At 71.2% G+C, this 20,471-nt stretch carries 17 protein-coding genes, 2 tRNA genes and 1 pseudogene; 12 read left to right on the plus strand and 8 right to left on the minus strand.

All coding sequences use genetic code 11. From position 1 onward, the window contains the following. From I6A60_RS31385 to I6A60_RS31395, 3 genes and pseudogenes are all read right to left on the minus strand, one after another. A pseudogene (locus I6A60_RS31385) lies at nucleotides 1–661 on the minus strand (thiamine biosynthesis protein ThiF); the annotation flags it as partial. A 233-nt stretch (nucleotides 662–894) separates the two neighbouring features. Next, the gene (locus I6A60_RS31390; RefSeq protein ID WP_013421970.1) at nucleotides 895–1,056 is read right to left on the minus strand and encodes a DUF5679 domain-containing protein; all 162 of its coding nucleotides are present in this window, start codon (nucleotides 1,054–1,056) and stop codon (nucleotides 895–897) included. Nucleotides 1,057–1,697: 641 nt separating this feature from the next. Further along, nucleotides 1,698–3,059 carry a zinc-dependent metalloprotease gene (locus I6A60_RS31395; RefSeq protein WP_203024926.1) on the minus strand — a complete coding sequence of 454 codons (1,362 nt, stop codon included), beginning with the start codon at nucleotides 3,057–3,059 and terminating at the stop codon, nucleotides 1,698–1,700. 239 nt (nucleotides 3,060–3,298) lie between these two features. Between I6A60_RS31395 and I6A60_RS31400 the strand changes: the two genes are divergently transcribed. From I6A60_RS31400 to I6A60_RS31410, 3 genes are all read left to right on the plus strand, one after another. Further along, entirely contained in the window at nucleotides 3,299–3,859 is a 561-nt protein-coding gene (locus I6A60_RS31400; RefSeq protein ID WP_203024925.1) for a molybdenum cofactor biosynthesis protein MoaE, read from the plus strand. A 77-nt stretch (nucleotides 3,860–3,936) separates the two neighbouring features. Then, complete coding sequence (locus I6A60_RS31405) at nucleotides 3,937–4,485, plus strand: hypothetical protein (protein ID WP_203024924.1); 549 nt, start codon at nucleotides 3,937–3,939, stop codon at nucleotides 4,483–4,485. A gap of 86 nt (nucleotides 4,486–4,571) precedes the next feature. Continuing rightward, entirely contained in the window at nucleotides 4,572–5,612 is a 1,041-nt protein-coding gene (locus tag I6A60_RS31410; protein WP_203024923.1) for a PDZ domain-containing protein, read from the plus strand. A 156-nt stretch (nucleotides 5,613–5,768) separates the two neighbouring features. Here the strand turns inward: I6A60_RS31410 and I6A60_RS31415 are convergent, their stop codons facing one another. Then, nucleotides 5,769–6,278 (minus strand): PPA1309 family protein, encoded by a 510-nt coding sequence (locus I6A60_RS31415; RefSeq protein ID WP_203024922.1) that lies wholly within the window; start codon nucleotides 6,276–6,278, stop codon nucleotides 5,769–5,771. Between the two features lie 282 nt (nucleotides 6,279–6,560). Between I6A60_RS31415 and I6A60_RS31420 the strand changes: the two genes are divergently transcribed. From I6A60_RS31420 to I6A60_RS31430, 3 genes are all read left to right on the plus strand, one after another. Further along, nucleotides 6,561–9,572: a UPF0182 family protein gene (locus I6A60_RS31420; RefSeq protein ID WP_203024928.1), complete on the plus strand. Its 3,012-nt coding sequence runs from the start codon at nucleotides 6,561–6,563 to the stop codon at nucleotides 9,570–9,572. An 89-nt stretch (nucleotides 9,573–9,661) separates the two neighbouring features. Next, nucleotides 9,662–9,738, plus strand: a tRNA-Met gene (locus I6A60_RS31425). A gap of 265 nt (nucleotides 9,739–10,003) precedes the next feature. After that, a tRNA-Met gene (locus I6A60_RS31430) sits at nucleotides 10,004–10,080 on the plus strand. Nucleotides 10,081–10,248: 168 nt separating this feature from the next. Here I6A60_RS31430 and I6A60_RS31435 read toward each other — a convergent pair. Next, nucleotides 10,249–10,848 carry a TetR/AcrR family transcriptional regulator gene (locus I6A60_RS31435; protein ID WP_203024921.1) on the minus strand — a complete coding sequence of 200 codons (600 nt, stop codon included), beginning with the start codon at nucleotides 10,846–10,848 and terminating at the stop codon, nucleotides 10,249–10,251. A gap of 93 nt (nucleotides 10,849–10,941) precedes the next feature. Here I6A60_RS31435 and I6A60_RS31440 point away from each other — a divergent pair, with 93 nt between their 5' ends. Further along, on the plus strand, nucleotides 10,942–11,268 hold the full coding sequence (locus I6A60_RS31440) for a multidrug efflux SMR transporter (protein WP_203024920.1): 327 nt from the start codon (nucleotides 10,942–10,944) through the stop codon (nucleotides 11,266–11,268). A 1-nt stretch (nucleotide 11,269) separates the two neighbouring features. Here the strand turns inward: I6A60_RS31440 and I6A60_RS31445 are convergent, their stop codons facing one another. Then, on the minus strand, nucleotides 11,270–12,685 hold the full coding sequence (locus I6A60_RS31445) for an aspartate aminotransferase family protein (protein WP_203024919.1): 1,416 nt from the start codon (nucleotides 12,683–12,685) through the stop codon (nucleotides 11,270–11,272). A 240-nt stretch (nucleotides 12,686–12,925) separates the two neighbouring features. Between I6A60_RS31445 and I6A60_RS31450 the strand changes: the two genes are divergently transcribed. After that, nucleotides 12,926–13,414: an Lrp/AsnC family transcriptional regulator gene (locus I6A60_RS31450; protein WP_013421981.1), complete on the plus strand. Its 489-nt coding sequence runs from the start codon at nucleotides 12,926–12,928 to the stop codon at nucleotides 13,412–13,414. 388 nt (nucleotides 13,415–13,802) lie between these two features. After that, nucleotides 13,803–14,078 (plus strand): hypothetical protein, encoded by a 276-nt coding sequence (locus I6A60_RS31455; protein WP_203024918.1) that lies wholly within the window; start codon nucleotides 13,803–13,805, stop codon nucleotides 14,076–14,078. Between the two features lie 111 nt (nucleotides 14,079–14,189). Here I6A60_RS31455 and I6A60_RS31460 read toward each other — a convergent pair whose 3' ends face one another. Further along, entirely contained in the window at nucleotides 14,190–15,566 is a 1,377-nt protein-coding gene (locus I6A60_RS31460) for an FAD-binding oxidoreductase (protein ID WP_203024917.1), read from the minus strand. A gap of 430 nt (nucleotides 15,567–15,996) precedes the next feature. On the opposite strand from I6A60_RS31460, the gene I6A60_RS31465 reads away from it, so the two are divergent. From I6A60_RS31465 to I6A60_RS31475, 3 genes are all read left to right on the plus strand, one after another. Next, nucleotides 15,997–17,427: a gamma-aminobutyraldehyde dehydrogenase gene (locus I6A60_RS31465; RefSeq protein ID WP_203024916.1), complete on the plus strand. Its 1,431-nt coding sequence runs from the start codon at nucleotides 15,997–15,999 to the stop codon at nucleotides 17,425–17,427. Between the two features lie 117 nt (nucleotides 17,428–17,544). Continuing rightward, nucleotides 17,545–18,795, plus strand: a complete 1,251-nt coding sequence (locus tag I6A60_RS31470) for an alpha/beta fold hydrolase (protein WP_203042773.1) — start codon at nucleotides 17,545–17,547, stop codon at nucleotides 18,793–18,795. Nucleotides 18,796–19,270: 475 nt separating this feature from the next. After that, on the plus strand, nucleotides 19,271–19,414 hold the full coding sequence (locus I6A60_RS31475) for a hypothetical protein (RefSeq protein WP_013421986.1): 144 nt from the start codon (nucleotides 19,271–19,273) through the stop codon (nucleotides 19,412–19,414). Nucleotides 19,415–19,745: 331 nt separating this feature from the next. Here the strand turns inward: I6A60_RS31475 and I6A60_RS31480 are convergent, their stop codons facing one another. After that, a complete protein-coding gene (locus I6A60_RS31480) occupies nucleotides 19,746–20,471 on the minus strand; it encodes a glycerophosphodiester phosphodiesterase (RefSeq protein WP_203024914.1) in 726 nt (241 codons plus the stop codon).

Consider the following 20,471-nt stretch of genomic DNA (forward strand, 5'->3'; position numbering starts at 1 on the left):
GGCGCACGGGCGCCGCCGCCCGCGCCGGCCCGGGGGGGGGGGCCCCCGGGGCGCGCGCGCCCCGCGGCGCGGCCGCGCGCGGCCGCCCGACGTCGTCGAGACCGAGGCCGCCGGGCGCGACGTCCGCCGGGCCCGTGAGGCCCGCGTCGTCGACGACGACGTGGCCGACGCCGGCGGCCGCGAGCAGGGTGGCGATCTGGGCGCCGACCCGGCCGGCGCCCTGGACGCTGACACTGGCGAGCCGGCGGCCGGCGAGCGCCCGACGGGCGCCGTTCGGGTCGGCGGTGGCCAGTGACAGGGCGGCCAGGTCGGGCCGAAGCCGGTCTCGTTCGGTGGCGCTCAGCGGCGGGAGCGCGGGCTCTCGCGCGCCGGTGGGGTCGTGGTCGGGCCCGGCTGGGCCGTCGAGGCCGTCCGGGCTCTGCGCGGTGGCGTCGTCGAGCAGGCCGGCCTCGCCGAGCAGGTGGACCAGAGCGACGGTGGCGGGGTCGCCGTCGTGGGCGAGGCGGGCGTGGGTACGGGAACCGTCCAGCGCGGCCAACGCGGTGGCGTGCGCCGGCGTCACCTCCGGGAGCACGAGCGCGCGGGACGGGTCGACCCCGAGCTGCAGGGTCGACCCGTCCCGCCACAGGCGGCGCAGGCCGGGCTTGAGTACCGGGCGCACGGGCATCTCCTCGCCCGACCGGCGCCGCCCGGTCTATGGCCGGGCAGGCCCAGCGGGACCGCCGACGGGGACCGGCGACGACCGGCGACCCGAGCGGGTCGCCGGCCGTGCGCGGCTGGGAGCCGCACGTTCGCACACGGCGCCAGCCCTGGCACGTCGCTCGGTCACGGTGCCGCGCGGCGGCCGCTTGACACCCGTTCGGCCTGGCCTGCCAGGCCCGCCGTGGTGCCGAATCAGGCCTTGCCGAGAATCCGGTTGATCGTCGAGCCGCAGACCGGGCAGGTGCCCCGGGCCATCCGGCGGCCGGACTCGCTGATCCGGACCTCGCCCTCGTAGTTGCGCTTCTCCTTGCACTTCACGCAGTAGCCCTCGTAGCTGGCGAGGCTGTCGGCCACGCGGTCTCCCTTCCCAGGTCCGCACCCGTCCCCATCGGCGGGTGCGGACGCCCAAGTGATGCTCTGGACAGATGCTGGCGACGGTCGTGCCCCAGGCCGTGGTGCGCTTGCCGCCGGGCCGCGTTGGTGAGCGTCGGCCGGCGGCCGGGCCGGGCGGGTTCCCGGTCAGCTGGCCGGGCCGTCTCCAGCGACGCGGGCCGAGGTCGGCCACGCGCGCGCCGCCCCGAGTCCGGACCCCGTCAGCGCGGGCCGGTGTTGGTGCGGCTGCGGAATTGATCCTGCCCAGCCGGGCTTTGAGCGCGGTCGGCGGGCCAGCCCGGGGGGTCTCGGTCAACCGCGTGTTCGGACGGCGGTGACCGCCCGGCGCGTGCGCCTAGGGTGCGCTGGTCCCTCGCGGCGCTCGGGACGCGGACACCGGGACGGCGCAGATCGAGGGTGCGCCGACCACGCAGCGCGCGAAGGGGAAACCCCCGGTAGATCCGACCTCTCCCGGCTTCCCCTTCCGAGAGAGATCGACTACCGGGGGTTTCTCGGTGGTGACGCTAAGGCGATGGGGCCGTGACGTCAACGTCCCGAACGCCCGCCTGAAACCGGGTGCCTGGCCGATTGAAGCTGGTTGGCGCCCGTTGACCCCCAGGTGTCTACTCGGCGGACCGGGGGCCCTGCTCCTCGGGAGGCGCCTCGCCGAGCTTCTCGATCTCCGCGATCGGATCGAGGGTGCTCGCGGACGCGCCGGAGACGAAGGCATCCGGGTCGCTCAGGTCATCGGCCGACGGAAGCAGGTCCGGGTGGCCCCAGACGGCGTCCCGCCCGTCGGCGCCGCGCGCGGCCCGCAGCGCCTCCCAGAGCGCGGCGGCCTCCCGCAGCCGGCGTGGCCGCAGCGAGAGACCGACCAGCGTGGCGAAGGTCTGCTCCGCCGGGCCGCCCTCGGCCCGGCGGCGGCGGACCATCTCGCGCAGTCGGGGCGCGGACGGCAGGTGCTCGGCGGCCGCGGTGTCCGTCACGTGGTCGATCCAGCCCTCGACGAGCGCGAGGGCGACCTCGAGGCGCCCGAGGGCAGCCTCCTGCTCCGGGGTGGTCGCGTCGGCGAAGACGTCCTCGCCGAGCGCCTCCGAGAGCTTCTCCGGATCGGTCAGCATGCTCGGGTCGACCATCCGCATCATCTGCCCGAGCGCCTCCTGGTCGACCGTGATGCCGCGGGCGTACTCCTCGACGGTGCCGAGCAGGTGCGCGCGCAGCCACGAGACGTGGGCGAACAGCCGGGTCGCGGCCGCCTCCCGCAGCGCCAGGTAGATCCGGATCTCCTCGGCGTCGACGCCGAGCCCCTCGCCGAAGGCGGCGACGTTCGCCGGCAGCAGCGCCGCCGTCCCGGCCGGCGCCAGCGGCAGGCCGATCTCGGTGGAGGAGACGACCTCCCCGGCCAGCGTGCCGATCGCCTGGCCGACCTGGGCGCCGAACAGCATCCCGCCGACCCGGTTCATCATCTCGACGACCGGGCCACCGGCCGCCATCAGCGCGCCCAGGTCCAGTCCCGGCGGCAGTCCGGCGGCGAGCTCCGGCGGAAGCCCGCCCGCGTCGCCCAGCTGCGCCAGCCCACCGGACAGACCGGTCCGCATCGCCTCGACGACCCTGGCCGCAACCGGGTCGCACAGCTTCTGCCAGATCGGCAACGTCGCCTCGATCCAGCGGGCCCGGCTCCAGGCCTGCGCCCGCGCGCCACCCGCCGGCAGCGCCGTCACCGGGTCGATCCAGACGTCGGCGATCCGCAGCGCGCCGGCGACGGCTTCCTCGTCGGCCGCCGTCAGCGTCGGGTCGTCGGCGCCGACGGTCCGCACCGCGATCTGTTTGGCGAGCTCCCAGTTGACCGGGCCGCCCTGCCAGGACAACAGCTTTTCCAGCTCAGCGAAGAACGGCGCGGCGCCGCCAAACGGGCCGAACGGCCCTTGGCCGCCGTCACCGCCCCCGCCGCCGGGGGTGAAGCCGAACGGAAACTGGCTACTCATCAGACCCGGAACCTCGCTACACGCTGTGCGATCTACAGGCTGTGATCTACAGGCTGTGCTGACTACGAACTGTGTTGGCCTCGAACCGTGTTGACAACCGGTTGCTGTGTTGACAACGAGTTGCTGTGCCTACGAGTTGCTGTGCGGACGAGTTGCTGTGCGGACATGTGCCCGCGGACATGTATCCACGGTAGTCCGATCAGAAGCGGACGGCCCGGCGCGCCGGATACCGTCGGTAGATGGACCTCACCCTGGCGGCCGCGGTGGCGCGTGTGGACCGCCGGCCGCTGGTCGTGGCCGAGTTGCGGGACACGCCGTTGTCGGTGGATGACTGCCTGGCCGCCGTCGCGCTGCCCGAGGCGGGCGGAACCGCCCTCTTCATCGGGACTGTCCGGGACCATGACGGCGGGAAGTCCGTGGTCGAGCTGGAGTACTCGGCCCATCCGTCGGCCGAGCAGGCGATGGTCGCCGTCGCCCGCGAGGTCGCCGAGGGCCTCGTTCCTGAGACCGCGGCCTGGGCCAGCTCGCCCGCCCAGCCGCAGCTCGCCCAGCCGCACCGCCACGAGGGCGGGCACGCCCACGGGGCCGCCCCGCTCGGCCTGCTGGCCGTGGCGGTGCACCACCGGACCGGCCTGCTCACGATCGGGGACATCGCGGTAGTCGCCGCCGCGTCCGCCGCGCACCGGGCCGAGGCATTCGTCGCGTGTCGACAGCTCATCGACCAGATCAAGGCTCGGGTACCGATCTGGAAGCGGCAGATGTTCGCCGACGGCACCTCGGAATGGGTAGGCGCCTGCTGACGGGGCACTTAGGATGCAGGTGGGGCTAGGACAGAGATCCCCGTCTTTCCTACTCCCGGATCGATGGCGAGGCCGCCATGTGGGTGTTGCTCATTCCGGTCGTGACGTTGGTGGTGGCGCTGCTCTGGGGCGCCCTGCACGGCCGCCCGAGGCGCGCCCGGGAAGCCGCGACGATCGAGGGCTACCGCAGGATGGTCACAGCTCTCGAACGGCCGGTTGGTACGCCCGGTGACGCGCCGGCCGTGGTCGCCCCGGTCGATGCACCGCGGGACGCGGGCGAGGACCTCGACAACCGACATCTGCGGGTCCCGGACGTTCTGCGTGGTCTGCGCCGGTCCCCGAAGCAGACCGGCCAGGCACCGGCCCGCCCGGCGGAGAGCCTGGACGCGGACCTGCTGGCGGACGGTGACCCCGTCTACCCCAGGGACCGGGACACCCCGCTGATCACGGTCCCGGCGTCGTCGTCGGTTCCGCCGCCATCCCCGGTCACACAGCCGGACGCGGTCATCCCGGCCACCCGGGCGGTCGTCGACGTCGACACCCCGGTCGCCGACGAGCCCGAGCGGCATGCCCCCGCGGCGCGTGAGGTGTCGGCCGCGGCCGATGCTCCCGCCGACAGCGCCTGAGCGTCGACCAGTCGTCGGGCCCTGGCCGTTCGCCGAGAAGCGACCGGAATCGGTGGCGGGCCGGTGCCGTACATAGGATGCGGGGCATGGCGCGCCGGACTCAGACCCTGCTCGTCGCGGCCGTGCTCGCGCTGGTGCTGGGGATCGCGGGGCTGTGGCTTCCAGTGCCCTTCGTCACGCTCGCGCCCGGACCCGTCACCGACACCCTTGGCAGCGTCAAGGGCGTGTCGTTGATCGACGTGGAGGGCCGCGCGACCTACCCGACGAGTGGCCGGCTGGAGCTCACCACCGTCGAGGAGACGCCACGGCTGAACCTGCTCGGCGCGCTGGAGGACTGGCTCGACGACGACCGCGCGGTCGTCCCGCGTGAGCTGATCGAGCCGCCCGGCGCCAGCCAGGCGGAGATCCAGCAGGAGAACACCCAGGCGATGCTGGACTCGCAGACCGAGGCCACCGTCGCGGCGCTCACCCAGCTCGGGATCAAGCCGACCGGTACCGCCGTCGTCGTGTACGCGATCCCGTCCGGGTCACCGGCCGCCGGCAAGCTCAACTCCGGCGACGTCATCACCGAGGTCGACGGGGTGGCGGTCCACTCGCAGGACGAGCTGAAGGCCCAGATCGCCAAGGTCAAACCGGGCGAGGACGTGAAGATCGGCTATCAGCGCGGCTCCGCCGCGACCGCGCTCGCGGCCGTCACGACCAAGCCGGCGCCGGACGACGGAAACCGCCCGATCATCGGCATCACGACGACCGAGCGGCAGCTCTACCCGTTCACGGTCCGCATCCGCCTCTCGGACGTCGGCGGCCCGAGCGCCGGGCTCATGTTCGCCCTCGGCATCGTCGACAAGCTCACCCCCGGGCAGCTCACCGGCGGCCGGACCATCGCCGGCACCGGCACCATCGACCAGACCGGCAAGGTCGGCCCGATCGGTGGCATCCAGCAGAAGATCCTGGGAGCCCGCGGCTCCGGCGCCTCGGTGTTCCTGGTCCCGTCCGGCAACTGCGCCGACGCCAAGCGGATGGCCCCGCACGGCCTCACCCTGATCAAGGTGGACACCCTGTCCGGCGCCCTCGCCGCCGTCAAGAAGCTCGGCACCCCCCAGCAGGCCTCAATCCCAGCCTGTTAAGGCGATCGGCCGGAACCGGCGCTTGCGCGCCTTCGCATACCTCCCAGATCGGCTTCGCCAATCCGGCAGGGACCCCGGCTCCGCCTGGTTCGGGGTTTAGGTAGGACGCTGAAGCGAGAGGCGTGGCCAGGGCCGGGATCTGTGTTGCGTTCCGCTTTAAAGGAACGTTGCGAAGAGGCCGTCGACGAGGGCGTCGGCTACGTCGGGGTCTACGACCACTTCGGAGGCGTCGACGCGGCGGCGCAGGCAGGACGAGTAGGCGCCCGAACGGGTTACCGCGACGGCGACCCGGACGTCCTGGCGCTCCGGATGCGTGGTCGCCCAGACGTCGATCTCGTAGTCCTCGTACGGGATCTCCTCCTCGGCGCTCGGCGGCAGCAGCACCAGCTCGGTGACGAGCACGCAGCCCTCCACCTCGGCCGGCCAGCCAATCGTGGAGAGCACCTGCTCCAGCGGCCCCTCGGGCAGGTCCTCCTGCTCGATCGGGGTCAGCGGCCGGGATGCGGCGTCGCCGAGATGCTCGGAGAGGCTGGGGTCATAGGCGAGCAGGTCCGTGGTGTGCGCGAGCGCGTAGAGCCGGCGTGGCTGGTTCCAGCCGGCCGCGGCGACATATTCCTCGAGCTCGAGCACGACCTCGGTCAGCTCCGGGAGTTTGGGGCTCGTCACGGGCCTCATCCTCTCCGATCGCCCCAGACGGCTCACCGGGCGCCCCGGCTGCTGGCGTAGGTTGCCCTTAGCGGGCCAAAGCCGCACCGCCTGTAGACACCTGGGTGAGGCGGGCGTGGGCCCGGACACCTGGGATCACCGGACACACAGGATCACCGGACACAAGGGATCACCGAACGCCCGGGGGCACAGCGGGCGTCAGCCCGCCGAGAGCCCACAGCCGCACGGAGGAAGCACGTGTCAGCAGAGCCGTCCGCGCGAGGAGCTTCGGCACCGGGGGGAATGGCCCGCCGGCTGATCGTGGGGCGCCTTCGCGTGATCGTGCCGCTGCTCGTGCTGGTGGCGCTGGTGGTCCTGTTCGTCGTGCTGACCCCCATCTACACGGATCTGTTGTTCTACCGGTCGGTGAACTTCAGCAAGGTCTTCACGACCGTCCTGTGGACCCGGGTGCTGCTGTTCGTGCTGTTCGGCCTGGTGATGGCCGTCGTGATCGGCACGAACCTGGTGCTCGCCTACCGGCTGCGGCCCCCGCTGCGGCCGCTCTCGGTGGAGCAGCAGAACCTCGAGCGTTACCGGACGGCGCTGGAGCCGTATCTGCTCGCCGTGCTGCTCGGGGTGACCGCGCTGTTCGGCCTGGCCGCGGGCCTGTCGGCGTCCGGACGGTGGCGGACCTGGCTCCAGTGGGTCAACGGGCAGAAGTTCGGCGTCACCGACCCGCAGTTCCACCGGGACGTCAGCTACTACGCGTTCACGTATCCGTTCCAGCGGTTCCTGCTCGGATTCCTGCTCTCGGCCGTGGTGCTCTCGCTGGTGGTCACGACGGTCACCCACTACCTGTTCGGCGGCATCCGGATCCAGTCGCCGCGCCACGGTGACGTCCGCATCGAGACCGAACGGGTCAGCCCGGCGGCGAAGGCCCACCTGTCCGTGCTGCTGGGCCTGCTCGCGCTGCTGAAGGCGTGGGCGTACTACCTGGACCGGTTCGGGCTGGTCTTCTCCTCGCGCGGCGTGGTCTCCACCGGCGCCGGCTACACCGACGTGCACGCCGTACTGCCGGCCAAGCTGATCCTGCTGTTCATCTCGTTGGCCTGCGCTGGGCTGTTCATCTACAACATCTTCCAGCGCGGCTGGACGCTGCCCCTGCTCGGCGCCGGCATCCTGGTGCTGTCCGCCGTGGTGATCGGCGGGATCTACCCGGCGATCGTCCAGCAGCTGCAGGTGAAGCCGAACGAGGCGTCGCGGGAGTCGCCCTACATCGCGCGCAACATCGCGGCGACCAGGGACGCCTACGGCATCGACAGTGTCATGCCGCAGAACTACCCGGTGGCGACCCAGCTGACCGCGACGGCGGTCCAGAACGACGTCGGCACCGTGTCCAACGTGCGGCTGCTCGACCCGAACAAGCTGTCCAAGACGTTCAAGCAGCTCCAGCAGCTCAAGGGCTACTACGGCTTCCCGGACACCCTCGACATCGACCGGTACACGGTCGGCTCCACCACCCAGGACTACGTCGTCTCGGTGCGCGAGCTGGACCAGAGCGGGCTGGCTCCGTCGCAGAAGAACTGGATCAACGAGCACCTCACGTACACCCACGGGAAAGGCTTCGTCGCGGCCCCGGCCAACAAGGTGAAGGGCGGCAAGCCGGACTTCCAGGTCGGCGACCTTCCGCAGACCGGCCCGTTCACCATCACCGAGAACCAGGTTTACTTCGGGGAGATGTCGCCGGACTACTCGATCGTCGGCACGAAGCAGCAGGAGATCGACGGGCCCGGAGCCGCGCAGGGCAGCACGACGACCACCACCTACACCGGCGACGGCGGCGTCTCGATCGGCTCGTGGTTCGACCGCGCGGTCTTCGCGGCCCGGTTCGGCGAGAAGAACATCCTGTTCTCGTCGGACATCACCCAGCAGTCGCGAATCCTGTACGAGCGCAACCCACGCGACCGGGTCGCCAAGGTCGCGCCGTGGCTCACCCTCGACGGGGACCCGTACCCCGCGGTGGTCAACGGGCGGATCACCTGGATCCTGGACGGGTACACCACCTCCGACGGCTACCCGTACTCCGAGCGCAACGCGCTCGGTCAGGTCACGGCCGACGCGGTCACCGGGCAGAACCGCGCGAAGCAGGGCACGAACGACGTCAACTACATCCGCAACTCGGTGAAGGCGACCGTCGACGCGTATGACGGAACCGTCACCCTCTACGCGTTCGACGAGTCCGATCCCGTACTGAAGACCTGGATGCGGGCATTCCCCGGGACGGTCAAGCCGGCCAAGGCGATTCCGGCCGAGCTGCGGGCGCATTTCCGCTATCCCGAGGACCTGTTCAAGGTGCAGCGGGACGTGCTGGCCGACTACCACGTGACCGACCCGCGGGCGTTCTACTCCCAGGAGGACTTCTGGGCCGTCTCGCCGGCTCCGGACGACCAGAACACCGATCAGCCGCCTTTCTACGTCTACAGCCAGCTTCCTGGTCACAAGACGCCGTCGTTCAACCTGACGTCCCCGCTGATCTCGCGAAGATCCTCGAAGCTGGCGGCCTATGTCGCGGTGTCCAGCGACCCGGACGACTACGGCGCCTTCCAGGTGCTGCGGCTGCCGCAGGGCGTCACGATCAGCGGCCCGTCGCAGATGCAGAGCCAGATCATGACGAGCAGCGCCTCCAAGCTGACTCTCTGGCGCGGCGGCCTTTCCAGCGCCTCGAACCAGACGATCCCGGGAAACCTGCTGACGCTCCCGGTCGCCGACGGTCTGATGTACGTCGAGCCGTTCTACGTGCAGGCCAGCGGTTCGGCCAGCTACCCGATCCTGCAGGGCGTCGCCGTAGCCTTCGGTGACACGGTCGCGCTGGAGGACTCGCTGCAACAGGCGCTGGACGAGGTGTTCGGCCCGGGCGCGGGTGACCCGGCCAGCGGCGCCGGCAGCGGAAGCGGCGCCACGGCTGTCGGATCCACCGGCTCGCCGACGGAGCCCCCAGCGAGTTCCGCCAGCCCGAACCCGTCGCTCACCCCCGCGCCGGGGACGACCCTGAGCCCTGACCTCGTGGCGGCGATCGGCGCCGCCCAGGCGGCCAACAAGGCCGGCCAGCAGGCTCTCGCCAAGAACCCGCCGGACTGGAGCGCCTTCGGGGTCGCGCAGGGCGACCTGGCCAAGGCCCTCGCCAGCATCTCGGCGCTGAGCGGATCGAGCACCCCCAGCCCCAGCGCGACGCCAGCACCCTCCGCGTCCGCGGCGCCATCCACCACCGCGGCGCCGTCCGCCACGGCCAGTCCCACGACCGGCCCATCGGGCTAGCCCTCGTCAGGTGACGTCCACGTAACAGCCAGCTCGCTGCCCGCGTTTTGACACCTCCCCAACCGCGTCTGATACGGTGTCCTTACCGACGCGGGGTGGAGCAGCTCGGTAGCTCGCTGGGCTCATAACCCAGAGGTCACAGGTTCAAATCCTGTCCCCGCTACCACATGGCGAATGGCCGGTTCCTTCTGGAACCGGCCATTCGCATTTCCGCATTCCGAACCGTCGCGGTTCCGGCAATCAGTGGCAGGTGCGGCGACCAGGCGTGTCCCGGTGAGGGCTGCCCCGCCCCGCCGAGACCCCGGCCGCCTCATCGGGTCCCGACCAGGAGAGACGGGTGCCGCGCCTGTGCGAGAGGACGTCAGCAGCAAGTCCCGGCGAGGCTCGTGGGTAGCACCCGGATTCGTCGGGTACAGTAGTGACAACACCGACGCGGGGTGGAGCAGCTCGGTAGCTCGCTGGGCTCATAACCCAGAGGTCACAGGTTCAAATCCTGTCCCCGCTACCATCTGATCAAGGGCGTTCGTCTCATTGAGGCGGGCGCCCTTTTTCTTGTCCGCCTTGATCGCGGTTTTGGCCCTGGGGTGGTCGTGGCGCAGACGTTTCCACGACCACCCCAGGGCTCAAACGGCGATCATGATCCGTGCGGTGGCCCGCGCTACGGCGAGCCGCGGCACTAGCTGACCGACGTCGGCGCCTCCGGGCGGCCGAGGGCCGTCAGGTCCCGGCCGGCGGCGATCGCCTGGGCGGCGGTCGCGAGGTCGTCGACACCCATGGCGAGCTCATCGGGCCGGTCGGTGCTCAGATCGAGGTGGAAGCCGTACAGGCTGGAGTCGACGAGCCGGACCACTCGGGCGACCCGCTCCTGGGGTGCTCCGCAGCGGACCAGGTAGTCCTCCAGGGCCCGCACCCAGCGGTCGTTCGCCTCACAGACGATGGCGGCGAAGCGTTCCTGACCGATCAGCCCGGTCGCCGCGGCCTGGACGTAGATGTCCGTGGCGCGGTGGAGCGGGTCGGTCTGCAGGGCCGCCCAGAGGGCGTTGACGCCCTGGCGCACGCCGGCGACACCGGGAAGCGCGTCGACCGCGTTGATCGCCCGGTCCTCCGCGCGGGTGACGACGGCCGCGACGAGCTCATCGCGGCTGCCGAAGTGGTAGATGAGCATCCGGTCACTGGTGCCGATCGCCGCGGCGACCGGGCGCAGCGTCAGACCGATGAGGCCATGCTCGAAGACATGGTCGGTGACCTGGTCGAGCAGGTCCTCTCGTCGCCCCATGAGGCCCACATCGTAGGCGTGTCGCATCCGCGACTCCGAATGTAGCGACCGCTACGCTACACTTGTAGCGATCGCTACGTTCGGAGGAACGTCATGTACGCAGCCTTTGCCCTGCTCCTCGCGGCGATTGGCAGCGAGGTCACCGCTACCGCGCTGCTTCCGCGTGCGGAAGGTTTCAAGGACCCGTTGTGGTCCGCCGTCGTGCTGCTCGGCTACGGCCTGTCGATCTGGCTGCTGGCCCGCGTGGTCCGGACCCTGTCGGTGTCCGTGACCTACGCGATCTGGGCTGGGGTCGGCACCGCGGCTGTCGCCGTCGTCGGCGTCTTCTTCCTGGGCGAGTCGATGGGCTGGCTCAAGACCGTCTCGCTCGCCCTGATCATCGCCGGCGTGATCGGCCTGAACCTCGTCGGCACCGCATAGCTCAGCGGGTCAGGTCCTTGGCCATGGCGTCGAGGCTTTCGAGGTAACGGTCGACGTCGGCGTCGGTGTGCTGGACGGAGAGGGTCCACTCCTCCTCGCGGCCGGGGGCCATCAGGACGCCCCGGTTGGCGTTGTACAGCCAGGCGAGCTCGGGCAGCTCGGCGTTCTGGTGCTCCATGAACGAGGTGTAGTCCCGGATCGGGGCGTCGGTGAAGTGCACGCAGCCCTTGGACGAGATGCCGACCGTGTAGCCCGCGATCCCGTACCGGCCCAGGATCTCGTCGCAGCCGGCGATCAGGCGGTCGTTGAGCCGGTCCAGGTGGACATACGCCTCGGGGGTGAGCACCTCGGACAGGCTGGCGCGGGCCGCGGCCATCGACAGCGGGTTGCCGTTGTAGGTGCCGACCTGCTTCACCTTGTCGGACGCGACGACTTCCATGATCTCGTCGGTGGCCCCGATCGCGCCCGACGGCAGGCCGCCGCCGAGGGCCTTGGCCAGCGTCACCATGTCCGGGGCGACGCCGAACCGCTCGGTCGCGCCGCCGGCGGCGACACAAAGGCCGGTCTTCACCTCGTCGAAGATCAGGACGATCCCGTGGCGACGGGTGATCTCCCGAACGGCCTCCAGGTAGCCCGGCTCGGGCAGGATCACGCCGAGGTTCATCATGGCGGCTTCCATGATCACGCAGGCCGGCTTGCGGCCCTCGGCGATCAGGCGCTCGATCCGGGCTTCCATCGCCGGCGCGTCGTTGAACGGCACCGGGACGGTGAGGTCGATGACGGCCTGGGGGATGCCGGCGCCGTAGCCGAGGGAGTTCATGTTGTCGGCCGGGCCGATGTCCGAGTACGGCGCGCCGATCGAGACCATCACGTAGTCGTGGTGGCCGTGGTACGAGCCGAAGATCTTGACGATGGTGTCCCGGCCGGTGACGCCGCGGGCGATCCGGATCGCGTCCATCGTCGCCTCGGAGCCCGAGTTGACGTAGCGCCACTGCGGCAGCCCGAACCGCCGGGCCAGCTCCTCGCTGACGACGACCGAGTCCTCGGTCGGCATCGCGAAATGGGTTCCGAGCCCGACCCGCTCGGTGACGGCCCGGACGATCGCCGGATGGGCGTGACCCTGCACCATCGAGCCGAAGCCGTTGTGGAAGTCGGAGTACTCGTTGCCGTCCACGTCCCAGACCCTGGCTCCCTTGCCGTGGGTCAGGTAGATCGGCCACGGGTCGCGCGACTGGTAGGAGGACGGCACCCCGCCGGTCATCGTGCGCAGTGCGCGCTCGTGCAGTGCGCCGGAGCCGGGCGTGGCCGCGGCCAGGCGCGTCTCCTCCCGCTCGGCCAGTCCGGCGACCCGCCCGGCGAGCGCCGCCTCGACCGTCGTGGATTCGGTTGCAGCCGTGGTCGTATCAGCCGTGGTCACGGTAGCCCTCCAAGGCCCACGTCGAGCAGTCTCAACGCTGAAAGCGTAGCCGATCGGTCGCCTGTACGAGGGAATCCGCAGGAAGAACCCGATATGACTGCCGCATCGTGGCGGTCGCGGCAAGGTCATACGATTGCAACCGCCATCGCGCCGTGAGTCACCGTCTTGGGACGTATCGACTCGGATGGCCACATTGCGGGGGCCGGCCGGCGGTCGGACGCGCGGGCGAGGAGGAAGCCGGTGCAGACACGTAAGGCGCCAGGTGGTCGCGCGTCGGCCGAACCGCTGCTCGATGACGTGAACAAGGCGATCATCGAACAGCTCCAGCAGGACGGCCGACGGTCCTACGCCGCGATGGCCGCGGCGGTGGGCCTGTCCGAGGCCGCGGTACGCCAGCGGGTGCAGCGCCTCCTGGACGCCGGCATCATGCAGATCGTCGCGGTCACGGACCCGTTGCGGGTCGGGTTCAAGCGCCAGGCGATGATCGGCGTCCGCGTGACGGGCGATACCCGCGTGGTCGCCGACGCGCTGGCCGGCCTGCCAGAGGTCGACTACGTCGTCATCACGGCCGGGTCGTTCGACCTGCTGCTGGAGATCGTCGCCGAGGATGACGAGCACCTGATCTCGCTGGTCAACGACCACATTCGCGCGCTGCCCCAGGTCCGCGAGACAGAGACCTTCGTCTACCTCCGTCTGGTGAAGCAGACCTACACCTGGGGCGTCCGCTAGGCCGACGCGTCTCGGGCGCCGAGTGCGAGGGATCGCGGCGGCTGGGTGCTGTCAGGTGGCTTGATCGCGGTTTTGGCCCTGGGGTGGTCGTGTTGAGCGCGTTTTCACGACCACCCAGGGCTCAAGCGGCGATCATGACGGGTGGGGTGGCTTGCGACACCGGGCGTGGACGACGTGCGCCTGAGTCACTCGCGTGGGAGCCGCTGGCGTGGCAGGGGCGATCTCGACGGCTGGGGCTGAGGGGCCTCTGGCGTTCGATTTGGGGACGCATCGGGTAATGGTTCACGTGAAACAACTGATGCACAACCAGTGGATCGGGTTGGGAGTCCGACTGGGGTAGGGCGGCCGGACTAGGCCTGGCTCGCCCCAGGGATGGATAGGACGGCCCATGGCACTGGTCGAGCGCGATCCGTCGGACAGAACACTCGTCACCCACCTCGGCGGGGCCGAGATCACCGTCAGGCCGGAAGCATCGTCCGGCGCCGGGAACGCACCGGTCGTGTTGCTTCGGCTGGTGTCGCCGATGTTCGACACGTTCGCCGTCGCATACCTGGGGCCGATCGAGGCCACGGCCCTCGCACGCGCCCTGCTAGCCGCCGCCGAGGCCGCCGACGGCCGCCTCGGCACCACCGCCCACGGCTGGCGGAACCGGCCGTCTCACTAGATCTCTCGTGTGGATCACGCGGAGCACCGGTTCCATACCCAACTGGCGATCACAGGCCGATTCGCCCGACCGGGGCCGAGCCAGCCTTCCCCGGTCGGGACGAGCTGGGGCTCAGTGGCCGGTCAGCAGTTCCAGGGCCTTGCCGAGGTGGGACGGGCGGCCCGTGCGGTTCTCGCGGGCGTCGGTCGCCGCGGCGCCCACCCGGCCGGCGTTGATGCCGAGCCAGCGCAGCGGTTCCGGCTCCCACAGCCGCGGTGTCCGGTTCACCCAGGGCAGCCTGGTGTTCGGGGTCTCGTGCCCGGCGACCAGCTCGGCAAGGGTCCTGCCGGCCAGCGCCGCCGCGGCGACGCCGTCGCCGACGTAGCCGCCGCCGCTGCCCAGGCCGGTCGCCGGGTCGAAGCGCACGGTGGGGGTCCAGTCGCGCGGCACCCCGAGCGGGCCGCCCCAGCGGTGGGTGATCTCGGCGCGCGCGGCGGCCGGGAACAGTGTGCCCAGCGTGTGGCGCAGGTGCTCGAAGACCGTGTCCTCGCGGTCGTACGCCGGCCTGACGCGGGAGCCGAGGTGGTAGGGCGCGCCCCGGCCGCCGAGCACGATGCGCCCGTCGGCGGTGCGCTGGGCGTAGATGATCAGATGCCGGTTGTCGTTGAGCGTGAACCGCTCGCGCCAGCCGATCTCGTCCCAGACGGCGGCCGACAGCGGCTCGGTCGCGATGATCAGTGAGTAGACCGGAACGATCTCGCGTGAGTAGCCGGGCAGCTGGGGCGTCCAGGCCTCCGTCGCCCGGATCACCGCGTCGGCGCGGACTGAGGCGCCCGCGAGGTCGACCCGCCCGGCCGAGATCCGGCGCGCGGCGGACTGCTCGTAGATCGTGACGCCCCGCCGCTCGGCCGCCTCGGCGAGGCCGCGTACCAGCTTGGCGGGGGACAGCGCCGCACAGTCCGGGTCGAAGGTGCCGCCGAGCGCGCCGGCGACACGTACCCGGGCGGCGACGGCGTCCGCGTCCAGCCAGTCGTCACCGGCGCTGGTCCGCAGCCGGGAAGCCTGCGCGGGCGTGGTCGCGAGGCACAGGTAGCCCGCCTTGGCGAAGTCGCAGTCGATGCCCTCGGCGGCGGCGATGGCGCCGACCTCGTCGATGGTCGCCGCGAGCGCCGGCCGCATCGCTTCCGCCAGCGACTCGACCGGGAACAGGGCCGAGCACCAGCCCCCGTTGCGCCCGGAGGCGCCGAATCCGGCCACCTCGCGCTCGACCACCACGATCCGCTTGTCCGGCGCGAGCCCGGCCAGGTGGTAGGCCGTCCACAACCCGGTGAAGCCGGCGCCGACGATGCACACGTCCGCGGTCACCGTGCCGCTCAGCGCCGGGCGCGCGGTCACCGGGGTGGCGAGCTGGTCGGTCCAGAGCGAGGCCACGAGGCCCGCCGAGGGCGGCGTCTTGCGGCCGGGCAGCAGCCCGGCCGTGCGGCGGAGGAACCGGCTCGCGTCAGCCACCGTGGCTGCCTACCCTTCGTAGCGATACAGCACCGGATCTCGTCCAGCCTGTCGCCGAACGGGGTGCGTCATCTGTGCCTGATTCTCGTCGTCGCCTCGCCCGGCCCGGGGGCTGGGCTGTCATCGGGGGACGCCCGACCGACTGGTCCGTCCGGCAGCCGGCGGCCCGGCGGGGTGCGTACCCGGAGATCTCTCTGGCGAGATCCCTCCACAAGCACGGTATCCGTGCTTTAGTCTGCCCTAAACCGCCGACTTCGACCGTACTACCCCGGTTCGGAGACGGCATCCGTATGTCCAGCGCGGATCCGGCGTGTTTCCTGAACCGGCATGTGACGGGTGCGCGGGGCAAGCGTGGGACCGTCGTCACGAACATCGCGGCGGGCAGCACAACAGGCGTGGTCAGCGGGACGTCGGGGACTGGAGAGGTCGGATGGGCGAGGTTCTGAGCAACTTCATCGGCGGCGAGTACGTGCCTACGGCCGACGGCCGGACGATGCCGATCGTCGACCCGTCGACCGGCGAGCAGTACGCCGAGGCACCGCTGTCCGGCGCCGCCGACGTCGACAAGGCCATGGCCGCCGCGGCGAAGGCGTTCGAGGGCTGGCGGGACGCGACGCCCAGCGAGCGGTCCCGGGCGCTGCTGAAGCTCGCCGACGCGATCGAGGACCGCGCCGACGACCTCGTGGCGGCCGAGGTGCGCAACACGGGCAAGCCGGTCGGGCTCACGCTGAGTGAGGAGATCCCGCCGTCGGCCGACCAGGTCCGGTTCTTCGCGGGCGCGGCCCGGCTGCTGGAGGGCCGGTCGGCCGGGGAGTACCTGCACGGGCACACGAGCTACGTGCGGCGCGAGCCGATCGGCGTGTGCGGCCAGGTGACCCCGTGGAACTACCCGTTCATGATGGCGATCTGGAAGATCGCTCCGGCGATCGCCGCCGGGAACGCCGTGGTGATCAAGCCGTCGGACACGACCCCGGCGAGCACCCTGCTGCTGGCCGAGATCGCGGCCGAGTTCCTGCCGCCCGGCGTGCTCAACGTCGTCTGTGGCGACCGGGACAGCGGCCGGGCGGTGGTGGCGCACAAGACGCCCGCGATGGTCTCGGTGACCGGCAGCGTCCGGGCCGGCATGGAGGTCGCCAAGGCGGCCGCGGACGACCTCAAGAAGGTCCACCTGGAGCTGGGTGGCAAGGCACCGGTCGTCGTGTTCGACGACGTCGACGCGGCGAAGGTCGCCGAGGGCATCGCCGGTGCCGGCTACTTCAACGCCGGCCAGGACTGCACGGCCGCGACCCGCGTGCTGGCCGCGCCCGGCATCTACGCCGACCTCGTCGCGGCTCTCGGTGACGCGGCCCGGGCCACCAAGGTCGGCCCGCCCTCGGACGAGGACGCCGCGTTCGGCCCGCTCAACAGCGCGAACCAGCTGGCCCGGGTGTCCGGGATGGTCGGGCGCACGCCCGACCACGCCCAGGTCGTCACGGGGGGTGTGGCGCTGGACGGGCCCGGGTACTTCTACCCACCCACGGTCATCGCCGGCGTCCGGCAGGACGACGAGCTCGCCCAGTCGGAGATCTTCGGCCCGGTGGTGACCGTGCAGCAGTTCTCGGATGAGGACGAGGCGGTGCGATGGGCCAACGGCGTCGAGTACGGGCTGGCGTCCAGCGTCTGGACGACCGACCACGGCCGGGCGATGCGGGTGGCCCGACGACTCGACTTCGGCGCTGTCTGGGTGAACACCCATATTCCGATCGTGGCCGAGATGCCACATGGTGGTTTCAAGAAGAGTGGATACGGCAAAGATCTGTCGATCTACGGGCTTGAGGACTACACACGTATTAAGCACGTGATGCACAACTTCGAGTTCTGAGCCTCGCGGCGGCCCGGTCTGGCTGAGCCCCCGCGAGCGACGCGGCCGGCGAAGGGCGGCGCGACGGGTCATCCTTCGCGCCGCCGCCCCTCTCCGGGCGAAAGGCGAGTGATCGCTATGCGGACTGCGGGCGGGGACGGCGGGACCGGGACGGGCGGGGCGTCGAGGCTGGTCCCGGACGCGAGTGGCGGCGGGTCTGACGAGGCCGGCAGCCGGCAGGCCGCAGCGGTCCGCGCGCCTGGCACGAAAGCGGGCGGCGCCACGAGAACGGGCGGCGCCACGAGCCGCAAGGACACGCTCTCGCCCCGGTTCCTCACCGTGCACGGCCATCGTCGGGCTTACCTGCGGGCCGGTCGTGGCTCGCCGGTGCTACTCATCCACGGCATCGGGGACAGCTCGGCGACGTGGCTTCCGGTACTGCCGGGACTCGCCCGCCGGCACACCGTCATAGCCCCGGACCTGCTTGGCCACGGCCTGTCCGACAAACCGCGCGCCGACTATTCGGTCGGCGGGTTCGCCTGCGGGATGCGCGACCTGTTGACGGTCCTCGGCATCGAACGGGCCACCGTGGTGGGTCACTCGCTCGGCGGCGGTGTGGCGATGCAGTTCGCCTACCAGTTCCCGGAGCGGTGCGAGCGGCTGGTTCTGGTCGGCACCGGCGGGGTCGGGCCGCAGGTGAGCCCGTTGCTGCGGCTGGCCGCCTCGCCCGGTGGCGAGGCGCTGCTGTCGTTGCTGCGGCTGCCGGCGGCCCGGCTCGCCGGCCACGGGGTCATCAGCGCCCTCGGCCTGTTGGGTACCGACCTCGGCCGCGACTCGGACGAGGTGGCCCGGGTGTTCGGCGGGCTCGCGACCGGGCAGTCGCGGGCCGCGTTCCTGCGAACGCTGCGTTCCGCCGTGGACGCCCGGGGCCAGGCGATCACGATGCTGGACCGCTGTTATCTGGCCCAGGGCATGCCCACGTTGATCATGTGGGGAGGGCGTGACGCGGTCATCCCGGTCGAGCACGCCCGGATTGCCCACGAGGCGATGCCGGGCAGCCGACTGGAGATCTTCCCGGACGCCGGCCATTTCCCGCACCACACCGATCCGGACCGTTTTCAGGCCGTCCTCGCCGATTTCTTCGCCACCACGCGACCGGGCAGTCACACCGTTCGAGAGTGGCGCGCGCTGCTGCGGTCGCGCGCCTTGCCGCCTGAGGCGCCGGCCGAGGACGCATCACGGCCGGTCTCCGCGTCCCGTTCCCGTCACGGCGATTCGGAAGGTCAGGCGGGCCGCGTCGGACCCGCGGGCCGCCCTGAGCGCGCCGCCGACGGCGACCGGGAGGCCGGCCGGAGCGACCCGGCGGGGCGCCTTTTCAAAGCCGGCTGACCTAGAGACGGATATCGGGAACGAACCGTGGATGATCTACCGTGCAGCCGATCGCCAGGAGAAGATCGCGTGAAGATCGGGCAGGGTCGTGACAAGCGGCACGGGTATGTTCCACATTTAGTCCCGAGGAAGCGCTACCGTAGAGTTAGCGGCGTCGGTCACTCGCATGTCGTGGGGCACCAGCTCGTGGCGCACCAGCTAGTGGGGTACCAGCTCGTTGGACTCCAGCTCGCAGGACACCAGTTCGTTGGACCCAGTTCGCGGCGCAACAGTTCGCGGCGAATGCGACCTTCGTTGGTGACGGCTGCAGACACGGACGGGCTACCTTGTTCGACGTTGGCCCGCCGGGCCCCGCAATGTCTGCCCTGGGGGGAGACCCCCGGACGCCCCGATGGCACTATTCGGAGGTCGATCCTTGGCACGCCGTGCACGTCTTAGCTGGCCCGAGGAACGTCGTGACTCGAGCGAGGTTGTGGTGACCCGGTTCGACCCGGGCCGCGGCTGGACCCTCGACCAGGCCCGTGACCTGGTACGTCAGGGCTACTCGGTAGATAACGTCGCACAGCGGACGGGCTTTCCGGCGCAGATGTTGAAAGTCGCCGTCGCCGACGAGGGCTGAACCGCTCACTGATTCGGCTGACCGTCGCCCGCGTGGGGCCGCTCCCGGCTGGGCGCCGAGCGGGTGAGTGTGAGATCTGCTCACCCGCCTGAGGTTGGCGGGTGAGCGGGGGCCAGCGCGCGATCTCGCGTCGACTTCGCCGGCGCGGCGATCGGAAGTCCGCCGGAAATTGCGCCGCCCGGTAGGGGACTGATGTCGGACGGCGATCGAGGTGCGATTCCGGATGTCGCCGGCCCGCCCGCCGTTGTTCCAATTACTGACCGGCGGGAGACGGACAATCCACCGGTGGCAATGTGGCGGCGTTCGGGAGCGCGCGGCGTTCGGGCGCCGATCAGACGGCGCTGTTCGTCGTCGCCTCGACCAGGCGGTCGACATGGTCGCTGTAGAGTGCATCCAGGCCGTAACCGAGCAGCCGGCGTAGCGTCGCGGGCCGCTGGGCGTCCCAGCCGAACGCCAGCAGACCGTGATCGTGCAGTACGCCTGCCATCGGCGCGGTCGGCGCGATCCAGTCTCTTGACCGCAGATTCAGCGCGTTCGCCCCGGCTTCGACCAATGAGCGCGCATACGGTCCAATCCCGCCGTCCGCCCGGATGTCCCGCACCGAGGTCGAGTTGACCAGCCGGACGTCCGCGTCGAGCTCCCGCCAGGCGCGCAGGCATCCTCGCGGCCCGCAGATCCACAGCCGGCGCACCGCGTCCGTGCCGCCGGCCGCCCTGGCCACCGAGATCACGGCGGCCACGGCGGCATCGGCCGTCTCGCCGGCTGGCGTCTTCACGTCGAGGCTGAACTCGAAGCCGGTGCCCACCCGCTGGTAGAAGGCGGCCAGCGTCGGCAGCCAGCCGGGCAGCGCTCCGGACGTCAACGCCGGCACCCGCGCCCGCATCCTGGCCGGACCGAGCTCCTGGTCGTGGTGCAGGACCGGCACGCCGTCGGCGGTGAGCCAGACGTCCGACTCCAGCCCCGAGGCGCCGCGGGCGAGCGCCCGCTCGAACGCGGCCAGGGTGTTCTCCCGCTGGTACCAGGCCGGCGCTCCCCGATGCGCGAACCCGATGGCCAC

Source organism: Frankia sp. AgB1.9 (assembly GCF_016786355.1).
In the GTDB taxonomy this organism is placed as follows: domain Bacteria; phylum Actinomycetota; class Actinomycetes; order Frankiales; family Frankiaceae; genus Pseudofrankia.

What these genes read in the sequence shown, in the direction of transcription:
- I6A60_RS31395 (WP_203024926.1), bottom strand. Translation starts at nt 3,059, where the DNA reads ATGAGTAGCCAGTTTCCGTTCGGCTTCACCCCCGGCGGCGGGGGCGGT.
- I6A60_RS31400 (WP_203024925.1), top strand. Translation starts at nt 3,299, where the DNA reads ATGGACCTCACCCTGGCGGCCGCGGTGGCGCGTGTGGACCGCCGGCCG.
- I6A60_RS31405 (WP_203024924.1), top strand. Translation starts at nt 3,937, where the DNA reads ATGTGGGTGTTGCTCATTCCGGTCGTGACGTTGGTGGTGGCGCTGCTC.
- I6A60_RS31410 (WP_203024923.1), top strand. Translation starts at nt 4,572, where the DNA reads ATGGCGCGCCGGACTCAGACCCTGCTCGTCGCGGCCGTGCTCGCGCTG.
- I6A60_RS31420 (WP_203024928.1), top strand. Translation starts at nt 6,561, where the DNA reads ATGGCCCGCCGGCTGATCGTGGGGCGCCTTCGCGTGATCGTGCCGCTG.
- I6A60_RS31435 (WP_203024921.1), bottom strand. Translation starts at nt 10,848, where the DNA reads ATGGGGCGACGAGAGGACCTGCTCGACCAGGTCACCGACCATGTCTTC.
- I6A60_RS31440 (WP_203024920.1), top strand. Translation starts at nt 10,942, where the DNA reads ATGTACGCAGCCTTTGCCCTGCTCCTCGCGGCGATTGGCAGCGAGGTC.
- I6A60_RS31455 (WP_203024918.1), top strand. Translation starts at nt 13,803, where the DNA reads ATGGCACTGGTCGAGCGCGATCCGTCGGACAGAACACTCGTCACCCAC.
- I6A60_RS31465 (WP_203024916.1), top strand. Translation starts at nt 15,997, where the DNA reads ATGGGCGAGGTTCTGAGCAACTTCATCGGCGGCGAGTACGTGCCTACG.
- I6A60_RS31470 (WP_203042773.1), top strand. Translation starts at nt 17,545, where the DNA reads ATGCGGACTGCGGGCGGGGACGGCGGGACCGGGACGGGCGGGGCGTCG.